This is a genomic window from Pseudomonas sp. 1 R 17 (assembly GCF_900067035.1).
Lineage (GTDB): Bacteria > Pseudomonadota > Gammaproteobacteria > Pseudomonadales > Pseudomonadaceae > Aquipseudomonas > Aquipseudomonas marginalis.
Genome location: NZ_FKLB01000021.1, coordinates 247,116 through 259,783 on the forward strand (window position 1 = coordinate 247,116; position 12,668 = coordinate 259,783).

The following is a 12,668-nucleotide window of genomic DNA, read 5'->3' on the forward strand; positions in this document are numbered from 1 at the left end:
CCGAATGCGCGCTCTAACCCTGCACCTGAGAATCCTGATCGCCATCCTGGTGGTGTTGGGTATTTCGGTCACCGCCTACCAGATCTTCGTGCTGGGCATTCCCGTCACCGAGGACGCCACCGACGACCTGTGGAACATCGACGCCAAGGTCGAGTTCGTCGCCAACCCCAAGGACCCGGTGAAGATCCAGATGTTCGTGCCGCCCTTGAGCCGCGACTTCGTCAGCCTTAATGAGAGCTTTATCTCGAATAACTACGGGGTGAGCGTCAACCGCATCGACGGCAACCGCAAGGTTACCTGGTCGGCACGCCGCGCCAAGGGCAACCAGACCCTGTATTACCGCCTGGTGCTGACCAAGCGCTACAGCGGCGAAAAAACCAAGATCAAGGGCCCGACCTTCCGCGACAGCATTGCCGTGGAAGGCCCGGAAAAAATCGCCGCCGAAGCCCTGCTGGCGCCGATCCGCCAGCATTCGGCCGACGTCGAGACCTTCATCACCGAAGCCATCAAGCGCACCAACAACCTCAACGACGACAACGTGAAGCTGTTGCTGGCCGGCGACCCGTCGACGCCGCACAAGGCCAAGATCGTCGAGCTGCTGCTGTCCATTGCCCACGTGCCGGTGGAAAAGGTCCACACCATCCGCCTGGTGGCCGACCAGCCGCAAACCCCGGAACTGTGGCTGCGCAGCTTCAATGGCAACGACTGGCTGTACTTCAACCCGGAAACCGGCGAACAGGGCCTGCCCGCCGACCGCCTGCTGTGGTGGACCGGCGATGAGAACCTGATCACCGTCGATGGCGGCAAGAAAGCCATGGTCACCTTCAGCCTCAATAACAGCGAAATGAACGCGATTCGCCTGGCCAAGCTGACCGACGAGAACACCGACGCCAACTTCCTCGAATACTCGCTGTACGGCCTGCCGCTGCAAACCCAGCAGACCTTCATGATCATGGTGATGATCCCGATTGGGGTGCTGGTGATCCTGATCCTGCGCAACCTGATCGGCCTGCAGACCCTGGGCACCTTTACCCCGGTGCTGATTGCCCTGGCGTTCCGAGAGACGCAGCTGGGCTTCGGGATTGTGCTGTTCACGATTATCACGGCGCTGGGCCTGTCCCTCAGGTCGTACCTGGAACACCTGAAGCTGCAGATGCTGCCGAGGTTGTCGGTGGTGCTGACCTTCGTGGTGGTGCTGATCGCCGCCATCAGCCTGTTCAGCCACAAGCTGGGGCTGGAGCGCGGGCTGTCGGTGGCGCTGTTCCCGATGGTGATTTTGACCATGACCATCGAACGCCTGTCGATCACCTGGGAAGAGCGCGGCGCCAGCCATGCCATGAAAGTCGCGATTGGTACGCTGTTCGCCGCGTCCCTGGCGCACATCATCATGAGCGTGCCGGAGCTGATCTATTTCGTATTCACCTTCCCGGCGATCCTGCTGATCCTGGTGGGCTTCATGCTGGCAATGGGTCGCTATCGCGGCTACCGCCTGACCGAGCTGGTGCGATTCAAGGCCTTCCTCAAGGCTGACTCGTAATGTTCGGCTTCTGGAAGACCTGGAAGGCCCTGGAAGCTCGGGGGATCATGGGCATCAACCGGCGCAATGCGGACTACGTGCTCAAGTACAACAAGCGCAGCCTGTATCCGATTGTGGATGACAAGATCATCACCAAGGAGCGGGCCATCGCTGCGGGCATCCATGTGCCGGAAATGTACGGGGTGATCTCCACCGAGAAGGAAATCGACAAGCTCGACGAGATCATTGGCGGGCGCAGCGACTTCGTGATCAAGCCGGCCCAGGGCGCCGGCGGCGACGGCATCCTGGTGGTGGCGGACCGTTTTGAGGGGCGCTATCGCACGGTGTCGGGCAAGATCATCAGCCATGAAGAGATCGAGCACCAGATTTCCAGCATCCTCACCGGCCTGTACTCCCTGGGTGGCCACCGCGACCGTGCGCTGATCGAGTACCGCGTGGTGCCTGACCAGATCTTCAAGAGCATCAGCTACGAAGGCGTACCGGATATCCGCATCATCGTGCTGATGGGCTACCCGGTGATGGCGATGCTGCGCTTGCCGACCCGCCAGTCGGGCGGCAAGGCCAACCTGCACCAGGGCGCGATCGGTGTGGGCGTCGACCTCGCCACCGGCCTGACCCTGCGCGGGACCTGGCTGAACAACATCATCACCAAGCACCCCGACACCACCAACGCGGTGGATGGCGTGCAACTGCCCAACTGGGACGGGTTCATGAAGCTCGCGGCCGGCTGCTACGAGCTGTGCGGGCTGGGGTATATCGGCGTGGACATGGTGCTCGACCAGGAAAAGGGCCCGCTGATCCTGGAGCTGAATGCGCGGCCGGGGCTCAATATCCAGATCGCCAACGACTGCGGCCTGACCCTGCGCACCCATGCGGTGGAGGCGCGACTGGAAGACCTGAAAGCCGCCGGCGTGACGGAAACCCCGGAAGAGCGGGTGAAGTTTGTGCAGGAGATGTTCGGGCATATTCCGCCCGTGGAAGGCTGATCCGGTCTTCGAGCTGTCTATCCCCGACATCCCCTCTAGGAGCAAATCCTACAGGGGACTACAATCCCCCTCCTCCCGCGCCATTAGCTGATCCAACCCCGCATGTTGACCTGCTCCGTACACCCATTGCCCTACCGGGCCAACCCCGCCGAGTATTTTGCGGCGATTCGCCATGCTCCTGGCGCGGTGCTGCTCGACAGCGGCCGCCCAGCGGCCGAGCGTGGGCGTTACGACTTGCTCAGCGCCTGGCCCGAAGCAACCTTGACGGTAGCGCCTGACGAAAGCGGCGCTGCTTTCCTGCATCGCTTACGGGAAAACCTGACGCGATTGGGTGAAGCCGCAATTCCTGCCGGTTTGCAGTTGCCGTTCGCCGGTGGCTTGATCGGCTACCTGAGCTACGACTTCGGTCGGCACCTGGAGCCCATGCCGCACCTGGCGGTGGATGACCTGCACCTGCCGGACGCGCGCTTCGGGCTGTACGCCTGGGCGCTGATCAGTGACCACCAGGCGCAGGCCAGCCAGCTGGTGTTTCATCCCTCGCTGGCAGACAGCGAACGGCAACGGCTGATCGCGTTGTTCAGCCATGGGGCGGTCGACACCTCTGCGACGTTCAAACTCCAGGGCCCGATGGCCCCCGACCTCAGCGCCGAGGCCTACCGCCAAGCCATCGTGCGGATCCAGGATTACATCCAGGCGGGCGACTGCTACCAGGTCAACTTCGCCCAGCGTTTCCGCGCGCCGTGCCTGGGCGATCCCTGGGCCGCCTACTGCGCGTTGCGCGAAGCCTGCCCGACGCCATTTTCCGGATTCCAGAGCCTGCCGGACGACGGCGCGGTGCTGAGCCTGTCGCCGGAGCGTTTCGTGCGCATCAGCGAGCGCCACGTCGAGACCCGCCCGATCAAAGGCACCCGCCCCCGCGGCCTTACGCCGGAAGAAGACGCGGCGAATGCCGCCGAACTGCTGGCCAGCCCCAAGGACCGCGCCGAGAACCTGATGATCGTCGACCTGCTGCGCAACGACCTCGGCCGCACCTGCCGCACTGGCTCGGTAAACGTGCCGGAACTGTTCAGCCTGGAAAGCTACCCCAACGTGCATCACCTGGTCAGTAGCGTGACCGGCACATTGGCCGACGACAAAGACGCCCTCGACCTGATCGCCGGCAGCTTCCCCGGCGGTTCGATCACCGGTGCCCCGAAAATCCGCGCGATGCAGATCATCGACGAACTCGAGCCGACCCGACGCGGGCTGTACTGCGGTTCGTTGGTGTACCTGGATGTGCGCGGCGAGATGGACAGCTCCATCGCCATCCGCAGTTTGCTGGTCAAGGATGGCCAGGTGTGTTGCTGGGGCGGCGGTGGGATCGTGGCGGATTCGCAGTGGGAAGCGGAGTATCAGGAGTCACTGACGAAGGTACGGGTGTTGTTACAAACGCTGGAAAACCTGTAGCGCGCAGTGCCTTCCTGGCTCTCAGACGCAGAGCCAAGCAGTAGAAAAAACCTGAATCAGACCCACAGTAGACGCAGTTGAACGTCGGAGGATAGCGTCCGGCTTCAACCGTCCGCCCGCCGTCTGTGAAGGATCACATGAAGCGACTGCCTACCCGTCAGGAAATATTTCCGAGATTGCGCCCCCTCTCAACCGCGCCTATCATCTCCCAAATTGGGAGGTTGCAGCGATGCGGATAATCGCTCTATCGACCTTACGAATATTCTGGGAAAACCAACCCGCCTATATCGATGCAAAGGCACCGCTTATTGAACTGTATCGGCATATGGAAAAGGCCATTTACCCGACGCCACAAGCACTCAAGGCAGCGCTCAGGACCGCGAGCATTCTCAAAGGTGGCAGGGTTGTATTCAACGTGGGCGGCAACAAATATCGAGTGATCATGGCGATCGATTACCAGCGACAGCTTGGGTTCATACGGTTCGTAGGGACTCATGCGCAGTACGACCAGATCAACGCGGAGACCGTGTAATGAACATCAAACCCATACACTCCCAGGAAGACCTCACTGCTGCACTCGCGCGGGTACAGCAGCTCTGGGGAGCGGACATCGGCTCGACTGAAGGCGATGAGCTGGAAATTCTTGCAGTACTCATTGAGAAGTACGAAGCCGAACATTACCCAATACCACCTTCTGATCCGGTGGAAGCCATTAAATTTCGCATGGAGCAACTGGGCATGACTGCCCGCGACCTGGAGCCATTTATCGGCACCAGCGGACGTGTATCCGAAGTGCTGAACCACAAGCGCAAGCTGAGCCTGTCGATGATCAAGCGGCTGCATGAAGGCTTGAGTATTCCTTATGAGCGGTTGCTTGCAGGGAGCTGACAGAAACATGGGTAGTGGCGCTACTTTCCCCATCGGGAGCAAGCCCCCGATAGGGCCATCAGCCGAACCGAAAGAAATTACAGGCTCAACGGCCGATTCGACGCCCTGATGAACTCTTTCTTCAAATCTTCAAACGTATGCACCGCCGGGAATTGCGGGAATTCGCGGATCACATTGTCCGGCGCATGGAACAGAATCCCGCGGTCGGCCTCGCCCAACATGGTGGTGTCGTTGTAGGAGTCGCCCGCAGCGATCACGCGGTAGTAGAGGGTCTTGAACGCCAATACCGACTGGCGCTTGGGGTCTTTCTGGCGCAGTTGGTAGCTGACCACGCGGTCGTTTTCGTCGGTGATGAGACGGTGGCACAACAAGGTCGGGAAACCCAGCTGGCGCATCAGCGGCTGGGAGAATTCGTAGAAGGTGTCGGACAGGATCACCACCTGGAAGCGCTCGCGCAGCCAGTTGACGAACTCGATGGCACCGTCCAGCGGCTTGAGGGTGGCGATCACTTCCTGGATGTCGGCGAGCTTGAGCCCGTGTTCGTCGAGGATGCGCAGGCGCTGCTTCATCAGCACGTCGTAGTCGGGAATGTCACGGGTGGTGGCCCGCAGGGATTCAATACCGGTTTTTTCGGCGAAGGCGATCCAGATTTCCGGCACCAGCACCCCTTCCAGGTCGAGACAGGCAATTTCCACAAGACACTCCCATTAGATGTTGTTAGTTGAGCGAGCAAAAGGACTGCCGAACTCTAGCGATTCAAGCCCGCCGCCGCAACGCAGGGCGGATTTTGATACCATCGCTCCCCTATAGAGCGCTCAGCGCCATTGACCTGTAGGAACCGTCCTGATGAACCAAGCCTTCGACGTCGTTGAACTCGCCACGACTTATGCCAACAAGTCTGCCCAGGACATTCTCAAGCTGGCGTTCAGCCAGTTCGGTGATGACCTGTGGATTTCCTTCAGCGGCGCCGAGGATGTGGTGCTGGTGGACATGGCCTGGAAGCTGAACAAGAACGTCAAGGTGTTCAGCCTCGACACCGGTCGCCTGCACCCGGAGACCTACCGGTTTATCGAGCAGGTGCGCGACTTCTACAAGATCGACATCGAACTGATCTCGCCAGACCAGAGCAAGCTGGAACCCTTCGTCAAGGAGAAAGGCCTGTTCAGCTTCTACAAGGACGGCCATGGCGAATGCTGCGGCGTCCGCAAGATCGAGCCACTGCGCCGCAAGCTTTCCGGCGTCAGCGCCTGGGCCACCGGCCAACGCCGCGACCAGAGCCCCGGCACCCGCAGCCAGGTGGCGGCGCTGGAAATCGACACCGCCTTCTCCACCCCGGAACGTACCCTGTACAAGTTCAACCCGCTGGCGCAGATGACCAGCGAGGAGATCTGGGGTTACATCCGCATGCTGGAGCTGCCGTACAACAGCCTGCATGAGCGCGGCTTTATCAGCATCGGCTGTGAGCCGTGCACCCGTCCTGTGCTGCCGAACCAGCACGAGCGCGAAGGACGCTGGTGGTGGGAAGAAGCCACGCAGAAGGAATGCGGGCTGCATGCCGGGAATATCATCAGCAAGGCTTGAAGTTGATGCTGTAAAAAATGTGGGAGGGAGCTTGCCCTGATGCTAGTCAGTTGAGGCTTTTTGTAGGAGCGAGCTTGCTCGCGAAAAACTCACAGGCGCCGCGTTCATTCAGGAAGCACGCGTTATCGTTGACGTTTTTCGCGAGCAAGCTCGCTCCTACAGGAGGCGATGTACGCTTAACTGACTGGTATTAGGGCAAGCCCCCTCCCTCATTTTGTTTTGGGTTGAGTGTTAGAGATGTACACATAGATGTAACCATCGGTGCCATTTATGTGTGCAATTTTTCTTCAGCCGCACCATAACGTAACACCTCCCCCCTCCCCTCGGTTGGCCTGGTGATTCACAGGCTGACAACGCAAAAATAAATAGCTGTTCAATCGGTCAATTTATATCTCTTCAAATTCAGCCAGTTATTTAACTAACCTATAAAAACGAAATTACCCAGGACTTTCATAGATCCAAAGCTGGCACGCATGTGGCTTAAGGTGAAATACGCCTTGTATACAATAAATACAAAACCTACATACACTTTGCCATCTGCAGCGCCTCGGCAGATGTGCCGGAGCCTGCCGGAATGCGTACAAGCCTCTCGAATAACATCGCACTGGATCTGCCCTCCTCCACCCTGAACCCGGACGCCGCAAGCCCCGGCCCCCTGGTGCTCAGCCCGCGCCTGCACAACAAGGACCTGGCGCCCACCAAGGTCGAAGGCCGACGCTGGGGGCGCTACAGCATCTTCGCGCTCTGGACCAATGACGTGCACAACATCGCCAACTATTCGTTCGCCATCGGCCTCTACGCGCTGGGCCTGGGCGGCTGGCAGATCCTGTTGTCCCTGGGCATCGGCGCGGCGCTGGTGTACTTCTTCATGAACTTGTCGGGGTATATGGGCCAGAAGACCGGCGTGCCGTTTCCGGTGATCAGCCGCATCAGTTTCGGCATTCACGGCGCGCAGATCCCGTCGTTGATCCGCGCCGTGATAGCGATTGCCTGGTTTGGTATCCAGACGTACCTGGCGTCGGTGGTTTTCCGCGTACTGCTGACTGCGATTCATCCGGGCTTTGCCGACTATGACCACAACTCGATCCTGGGACTATCGACCCTGGGTTGGGCCTGTTTCGTGGCGATCTGGTTCGTGCAACTGGTGATCCTCGCTTATGGCATGGAGATGGTGCGCCGCTATGAAGGCTTCGCCGGGCCGGTGATTTTGCTGACGGTGGCGGCGCTGGCCGGTTGGATGTACTTCCAGGCCGGCGGCCACATTGCCTGGTCGATCCGCGAACCGCTGAGCGGCGGCGAGATGTGGCGCAATATCTTTGCCGGTGGCGCGTTGTGGCTGGCGATCTATGGCACGTTGATCCTCAACTTTTGCGACTTCGCGCGCTCTTCGCCGTGCCGCAAGACCATCCTCGTCGGCAACTTCTGGGGCCTGCCGGTGAATATCCTGGTGTTTGCCGCCATCACCGTGCTGCTGTGCGGCGGGCAATTCCAACTCAATGGCCGAGTGATCGAAAGCCCGACTGAAATCATTGCAGCCATCCCCAATACCTTCTTTCTCGTGCTGGGCTGCCTGGCGTTCCTGATCGTGACCGTGGCGGTGAACATCATGGCCAACTTCGTCGCGCCGGCCTTTGTGCTGAGCAACCTGGCGCCCAAGTACCTGAACTTCCGCCGAGCCGGCTTGATCAGCGCCACCGTGGCCGTGCTGATCCTGCCGTGGAACCTCTACAACAGCCCACTGGTGATCGTGTATTTCCTCTCCGGCCTGGGCGCGCTGCTGGGGCCGCTGTACGGGGTGATCATGGTCGATTACTGGCTGATTCGTAAAAGCCAGGTGGACGTACCGCAGCTGTATAGCGAAAACCCGAATGGCGTTTATTACTACAGCCGTGGGGTGAATATGCGTGCAGTGGCGGCGTTTATTCCTGCAGCCGTGATCGCCATCCTGCTGGCGCTGTTGCCGGGATTTGCCAGCGTCTCGCCGTTTTCCTGGTTGTTTGGCGCCGGTATTGCAGGGTTGCTGTACCTGCTGATCGCCAAGCGCCAGCCGTTCTACGCCGATGTCAGCGGCGAAAGCATTGCCGTCGATAACGTCAGTCACTGAGTAAGGACCTTCCATGCGTATCCTCGTGGTCAACGTCAACACCACCGAATCCATCACTGAAACCATCGCTCAACAGGCGCGGTCCGTGGCCTCGCCGGGCACCGAGATTGTCGGGCTCACGCCCTACTTCGGCGCGGAATCGGTGGAGGGCAACTTTGAAAGCTACCTGGCCGCCATCGCCGTGATGGACCGGGTGATGGCCTACGACCAACCGTTCGATGCGGTGATCCAGGCCGGCTACGGCGAGCACGGCCGGGAAGGCTTGCAGGAGTTGCTGAATGTGCCGGTGGTGGACATCACCGAAGCGGCGGCCAGCACCGCAATGTTCCTGGGCCACGCCTACTCCGTGGTCACCACCCTGGACCGCACCGTGCCGCTGATCGAAGACCGCCTGAAACTCGCCGGCCTGTACCAGCGCTGCGCCTCGGTGCGCGCCAGCGGCATGGCGGTGCTGGAACTGGAGGAAGACCCGCTGGCCGCCATGGAAGCCATCGTGCGCCAGGCGGAACTGGCCATCCGCGAGGACAAGGCCGAAGTGATCTGCCTGGGTTGCGGCGGCATGGCCGGGCTGGATGAGCAGATTCGCCAGCGCACCGGCGTGCCGGTGGTGGATGGGGTGACGGCGGCGGTGACCATTGCCGAATCCCTGGTGCGACTAGGGTTGTCGACGTCGAAGATCCGCACTTACGCGACGCCACGGCCGAAGCAGGTGATTGGCTGGCCGACTCGGTTCGGCCGCTGACCGGCACCTGGTTTCAGATTGCGCTGAACCTCTGGCCCAGCTTCTTCTCGGCAAACTGCTCGATGATGAAATCCACAAACGCCCGGGTCTTGCCGGGCAGCAGTTTGTGCTCCGCGTAGTAGATGGAAATATTGCCGTCGTCGACACACCAGCCGGGCAACACGCGCACCACCGCGCCACTGTCAAGGAACGGCACGGCCATGGGCATGCTCACCAGCGCAATCCCCAGGCCCTGGGCGCTGGCACAGCAGGCGGCTTCGGAGTCGCTCATGGTCATGCCGGGCTTGAGCACCAGCGGGCGGTGTTCGCGCGCGACACTGGTCAATTGCCAGGACCGGATACGCCCGGTTTGCGGCGAGCGGATCAGAATGCCCTTGCAGCGCGACAAGTCTTCGGGCTCGCGCACCGGCGGGCGCTGCGCCAGGTAATCCGGCGAGGCCACCAACACCCGATGCGCCGGCGCCAGCTTGCGCGCCACCACCCCTTGGGGCAGCTCAAAACCGCCACCGATGGCGGCATCGAAGCCCTGGCCGATCAGGTCCACCTGGCGGTTGTCGAAATGCCAGTCCGGGCTGATATCCGGAAAGCGCGCCATGAACGCCCCCAGCAACGGCACCACGTAGCGATTGCCAAACACGGTGCCCATGCTGACCTTGAGCGTGCCCACCGGCCGGCCTTCGGCGCTGGCCAGGTTAGCCACGGCATTCTGGATGGTGGTGAGGCTGCCGCTGACTTCGGCCAGGAACAACTTGCCGGCTTCGGTCAGGGCCAGACGCCGGGTGCTGCGCTGGAACAGCCGCACGCCGAGGCGCACCTCCAGCTTGGCGACGCTTTTGCCGACCGCCGCCGGGGTCAGGCTCAGGTGCCGGGCCGCCTCGGCAAAGCTGCCGCCTTCGGCGCTGCGCACAAAGCATTCGATACTGCCAAAGCTTTCCATAACGCCACACTCTAAACTTTTGGTTTACACAGACTATAGCAATCACGGTCTACCGGCAGCGGCGAGCGAGGTCGATACTCGGCTCCAACAACAGGGCATTGCGCCTTGAATGACCAGGAGATCGACATGACCACACACAACCTCAGCGGCAAAGTCGCCTTGATCCAAGGCGGTTCCCGCGGTATCGGCGCCGCCATCGTCAAGCGCCTGGCAGCACAGGGTGCAGCCGTTGCCTTTACCTACGTCAGCTCGGCCGCCAAGGCTGAAGCCCTGCAGCACAGCGTGATCAGCGAAGGCGGCAAAGCCCTGGCGATCCACGCCGACAGCGCCGATGCCACAGCGATCCGCAACGCGGTCAACGCCACCGTGGAAGCCTTCGGCCGCCTGGACATCCTGGTGAATAACGCCGGCGTGCTGGCCATTGCACCGCTGGAAGACTTCAAGCTGGAAGACTTCGACCAGACCCTGGCGATCAACGTGCGCAGCGTGTTTATCGCCACCCAGGAAGCCGCCAGGCATATGGGTGAAGGTGGCCGGGTGATCAACATCGGCAGCACCAATGCCGAGCGCATGCCGTTTGGCGGTGGTGGCCCGTACGCAATGAGCAAGGCGGCGCTGGTCGGTTTGACCAAGGGTTTGGCGCGGGACCTGGGGCCGCGCGGCATCACCATCAACAACGTGCAACCTGGGCCGGTGGACACCGATATGAACCCGGCAAACAGTGATTTTGCCGAGAGCCTGATCGGGTTGATGGCGGTGGGCCGTTACGGGCACGTGGAAGAGATTGCCAGTTTCGTGGCATATCTGGCCGGGCCGGAAGCGGGGTATATCACCGGTGCCAGCCTGACTATCGATGGTGGCTTCAGCGCATAACCCAATGTGGGAGCGGCTTGCCCCCTCCCACCTGTTGACCTTGTTGGTTCAGGAGATGGGGGGCAGGCCATAGGCCGCCAGGTCGAAGTCCGCAAGCTTGCGGATGATCTGGTCGGCATGCTGGTACTTGCTGTCGGCCATGGCTTCATCGGGGACGGCGATGGCGGTCATATGGGCGGCCTTCGCCGCCGTTACACCAAACGGCGAATCCTCGAACACCAGGCAATCCTCCGGGGCAACGCCCAAGCGGCGTGCAGCGGTGAGGAAGATGTCCGGCGCCGGCTTGGCGGCACCGACTTCCGGGTCGTCAGCGGTGACGATGGTGTCGAACAAACCAAACCACTCGCGGTGCAAGGTGGTTTTGTGGCCAAACGAATTGCGCGACGAACTGGTGCCCACGGCAATCGGAATGTTGTGCGCCTTCAAGTGCCGCACCAGAGCTTCCGCGCCAGGCATGCCCAAGGCCTTGGGAAAGCGCTCGCTCATCAGCGGTTCGCGAATTTCGAGGAATTCAGCCGGGGTAATCGGCAGGTCCAGCGCCTTGACCACATAGTCGGCCAAATCCTGGGCGCCGCGCCCGATGATGTGCTGCTTGATGCCCCAGTCGTAGGTTCGGCCGTAGCGTTCAGCGATGATCTGCGTGACTTCGGTGTAGATGCCTTCCGTATCCAGCAATAACCCGTCCATATCGAAAATCACGGCCTTGATCGGACCGACTGCGGTACGCGGTGCATTCATCACTACAAACCCTGGAAGAAGGACTAAATGGATTCAGCACAATAACGGCCTGGGTTACCTGCAAGCAACCTTCGCGGCCAGGTATTGAGTCGGCACAGGACTGCAGTCTGTGTGCGATCAGTGATTCATACCGGGCAACAGTTTTACCCGCCCGCCTGCGATGCGGCCGTCTAGGGTTTGTAGGAACAGAGCGTTCGGCCGATAGCTCTCCTTTGAAAAATACCCCTTGCAAACCTTATAAAAGACTTATTAACCTCTGATGAACTCAATCCACTGGACCCGAAAAGCCGTCAAGCAATTGCTTCGATTGCATTCGTATCATCAGCAACAAGTAAGCGATGCCGTCTTCTCGCTTGAACGCATGCCCGAGGCAGTCAACGTCAAGGCGTTGGTCAACCACCCCCACGGTTACCGATTAAGGGTGGGTCATTACCGAGTCCTTTTCGACTGGGACGGCAATATCCAGGTAGTCAGCATTCAAGAGGTCAAGAAACGTGACGAGCGAACCTACTGCCATACAGATCATCCACAATACGGAGGGCAAGCCAGCCTTCGTGGTGATCCCTTATGAACACTATCTGGCCCGGCAGAACGATCCAAACCTCATTCCCCACGCGGTGGTCAGCCGCCTGGTAGATGGAGCCACTCCGATCCGAGCCTGGCGCGAACACCTGAACCTGACCCAGGAAGAAGTCGCCCAACGCCTGGGCATTTCTCAATCCGCATTTGCCCAGCAAGAGGCGGTGAACAAACCTCGCCGGACGACGCGGGAAAAGATTGCCAAGGCATTTGGCATCAACGCCGTTCAACTGGAGCTATAGCCTCAAACGGGACAG

Annotated in this window: 13 protein-coding genes and 1 pseudogene; 11 read left to right on the top strand and 3 right to left on the bottom strand. The window is 60.5% G+C overall.

What is annotated here, in order from left to right; genetic code table 11:
• Window positions 1–4: 4 nt before the first annotated feature.
• The 5 genes from BFP99_RS06475 (at window position 5) to BFP99_RS06495 (ending at window position 4,857) form a co-directional block, all read left to right on the top strand.
• A complete protein-coding gene (locus BFP99_RS06475) occupies window positions 5–1,537 on the top strand; it encodes an osmotic stress tolerance membrane protein RloB (protein ID WP_027603667.1) in 1,533 nt (510 codons plus the stop codon).
• Window positions 1,537–2,523, top strand: a complete 987-nt coding sequence (locus tag BFP99_RS06480) for an alpha-L-glutamate ligase-like protein (protein WP_053132723.1) — start codon at window positions 1,537–1,539, stop codon at window positions 2,521–2,523. The genes BFP99_RS06475 and BFP99_RS06480 overlap by 1 nt, the downstream gene beginning before the upstream one ends.
• Before the next feature lie 102 nt (window positions 2,524–2,625).
• Window positions 2,626–3,969, top strand: a complete 1,344-nt coding sequence (gene pabB / locus BFP99_RS06485) for an aminodeoxychorismate synthase component I (protein WP_065946897.1) — start codon at window positions 2,626–2,628, stop codon at window positions 3,967–3,969.
• A gap of 229 nt (window positions 3,970–4,198) precedes the next feature.
• Window positions 4,199–4,501: a type II toxin-antitoxin system HigB family toxin gene (locus BFP99_RS06490; protein WP_065924792.1), complete on the top strand. Its 303-nt coding sequence runs from the start codon at window positions 4,199–4,201 to the stop codon at window positions 4,499–4,501.
• Window positions 4,501–4,857: a helix-turn-helix domain-containing protein gene (locus BFP99_RS06495; protein WP_065946898.1), complete on the top strand. Its 357-nt coding sequence runs from the start codon at window positions 4,501–4,503 to the stop codon at window positions 4,855–4,857. Before BFP99_RS06490 ends, BFP99_RS06495 begins: the two co-directional genes overlap by 1 nt.
• Before the next feature lie 77 nt (window positions 4,858–4,934).
• On the opposite strand, the gene thrH is transcribed toward BFP99_RS06495, so the two are convergent.
• Window positions 4,935–5,552, bottom strand: coding sequence for a bifunctional phosphoserine phosphatase/homoserine phosphotransferase ThrH (gene thrH / locus BFP99_RS06500; RefSeq protein WP_065924794.1), 618 nt, complete (start codon window positions 5,550–5,552; stop codon window positions 4,935–4,937).
• Between the two features lie 151 nt (window positions 5,553–5,703).
• On the opposite strand from thrH, the gene BFP99_RS06505 reads away from it, so the two are divergent.
• From BFP99_RS06505 to BFP99_RS06515, 3 genes are all read left to right on the top strand, one after another.
• Window positions 5,704–6,438: a phosphoadenylyl-sulfate reductase gene (locus tag BFP99_RS06505; RefSeq protein ID WP_027603661.1), complete on the top strand. Its 735-nt coding sequence runs from the start codon at window positions 5,704–5,706 to the stop codon at window positions 6,436–6,438.
• 574 nt (window positions 6,439–7,012) lie between these two features.
• Complete coding sequence (locus BFP99_RS06510) at window positions 7,013–8,542, top strand: NCS1 family nucleobase:cation symporter-1 (protein ID WP_065946899.1); 1,530 nt, start codon at window positions 7,013–7,015, stop codon at window positions 8,540–8,542.
• 13 nt (window positions 8,543–8,555) lie between these two features.
• Window positions 8,556–9,284, top strand: coding sequence for an aspartate/glutamate racemase family protein (locus BFP99_RS06515; RefSeq protein ID WP_027603659.1), 729 nt, complete (start codon window positions 8,556–8,558; stop codon window positions 9,282–9,284).
• 13 nt (window positions 9,285–9,297) lie between these two features.
• Here BFP99_RS06515 and BFP99_RS06520 read toward each other — a convergent pair whose 3' ends face one another.
• Window positions 9,298–10,221, bottom strand: a complete 924-nt coding sequence (locus BFP99_RS06520; RefSeq protein WP_065924796.1) for a LysR family transcriptional regulator — start codon at window positions 10,219–10,221, stop codon at window positions 9,298–9,300.
• A 126-nt stretch (window positions 10,222–10,347) separates the two neighbouring features.
• Between BFP99_RS06520 and BFP99_RS06525 the strand changes: the two genes are divergently transcribed.
• A complete protein-coding gene (locus tag BFP99_RS06525) occupies window positions 10,348–11,094 on the top strand; it encodes a 3-oxoacyl-ACP reductase family protein (RefSeq protein WP_027603657.1) in 747 nt (248 codons plus the stop codon).
• 48 nt (window positions 11,095–11,142) lie between these two features.
• On the opposite strand, the gene BFP99_RS06530 is transcribed toward BFP99_RS06525, so the two are convergent.
• The gene (locus BFP99_RS06530; protein WP_053132697.1) at window positions 11,143–11,832 is read right to left on the bottom strand and encodes an HAD-IA family hydrolase; all 690 of its coding nucleotides are present in this window, start codon (window positions 11,830–11,832) and stop codon (window positions 11,143–11,145) included.
• Window positions 11,833–12,091: 259 nt separating this feature from the next.
• Here BFP99_RS06530 and BFP99_RS31765 point away from each other — a divergent pair.
• A pseudogene (locus tag BFP99_RS31765) lies at window positions 12,092–12,343 on the top strand (type II toxin-antitoxin system RelE/ParE family toxin); the annotation flags it as partial.
• Entirely contained in the window at window positions 12,327–12,653 is a 327-nt protein-coding gene (locus BFP99_RS06535) for a helix-turn-helix domain-containing protein (RefSeq protein ID WP_065946900.1), read from the top strand. The pseudogene BFP99_RS31765 and the gene BFP99_RS06535, both read left to right, overlap by 17 nt.
• The last annotated feature ends 15 nt before the right edge of the window (window positions 12,654–12,668 follow it).

Coding starts and splice junctions, on each gene's coding strand:
- BFP99_RS06475 (WP_027603667.1), top strand. CDS start 5: ATGCGCGCTCTAACCCTGCACCTGAGAATCCTGATCGCCATCCTGGTG.
- BFP99_RS06480 (WP_053132723.1), top strand. CDS start 1,537: ATGTTCGGCTTCTGGAAGACCTGGAAGGCCCTGGAAGCTCGGGGGATC.
- pabB (WP_065946897.1), top strand. CDS start 2,626: ATGTTGACCTGCTCCGTACACCCATTGCCCTACCGGGCCAACCCCGCC.
- BFP99_RS06490 (WP_065924792.1), top strand. CDS start 4,199: ATGCGGATAATCGCTCTATCGACCTTACGAATATTCTGGGAAAACCAA.
- BFP99_RS06495 (WP_065946898.1), top strand. CDS start 4,501: ATGAACATCAAACCCATACACTCCCAGGAAGACCTCACTGCTGCACTC.
- BFP99_RS06505 (WP_027603661.1), top strand. CDS start 5,704: ATGAACCAAGCCTTCGACGTCGTTGAACTCGCCACGACTTATGCCAAC.
- BFP99_RS06510 (WP_065946899.1), top strand. CDS start 7,013: ATGCGTACAAGCCTCTCGAATAACATCGCACTGGATCTGCCCTCCTCC.
- BFP99_RS06515 (WP_027603659.1), top strand. CDS start 8,556: ATGCGTATCCTCGTGGTCAACGTCAACACCACCGAATCCATCACTGAA.
- BFP99_RS06520 (WP_065924796.1), bottom strand. CDS start 10,221: ATGGAAAGCTTTGGCAGTATCGAATGCTTTGTGCGCAGCGCCGAAGGC.
- BFP99_RS06525 (WP_027603657.1), top strand. CDS start 10,348: ATGACCACACACAACCTCAGCGGCAAAGTCGCCTTGATCCAAGGCGGT.
- BFP99_RS06530 (WP_053132697.1), bottom strand. CDS start 11,832: ATGAATGCACCGCGTACCGCAGTCGGTCCGATCAAGGCCGTGATTTTC.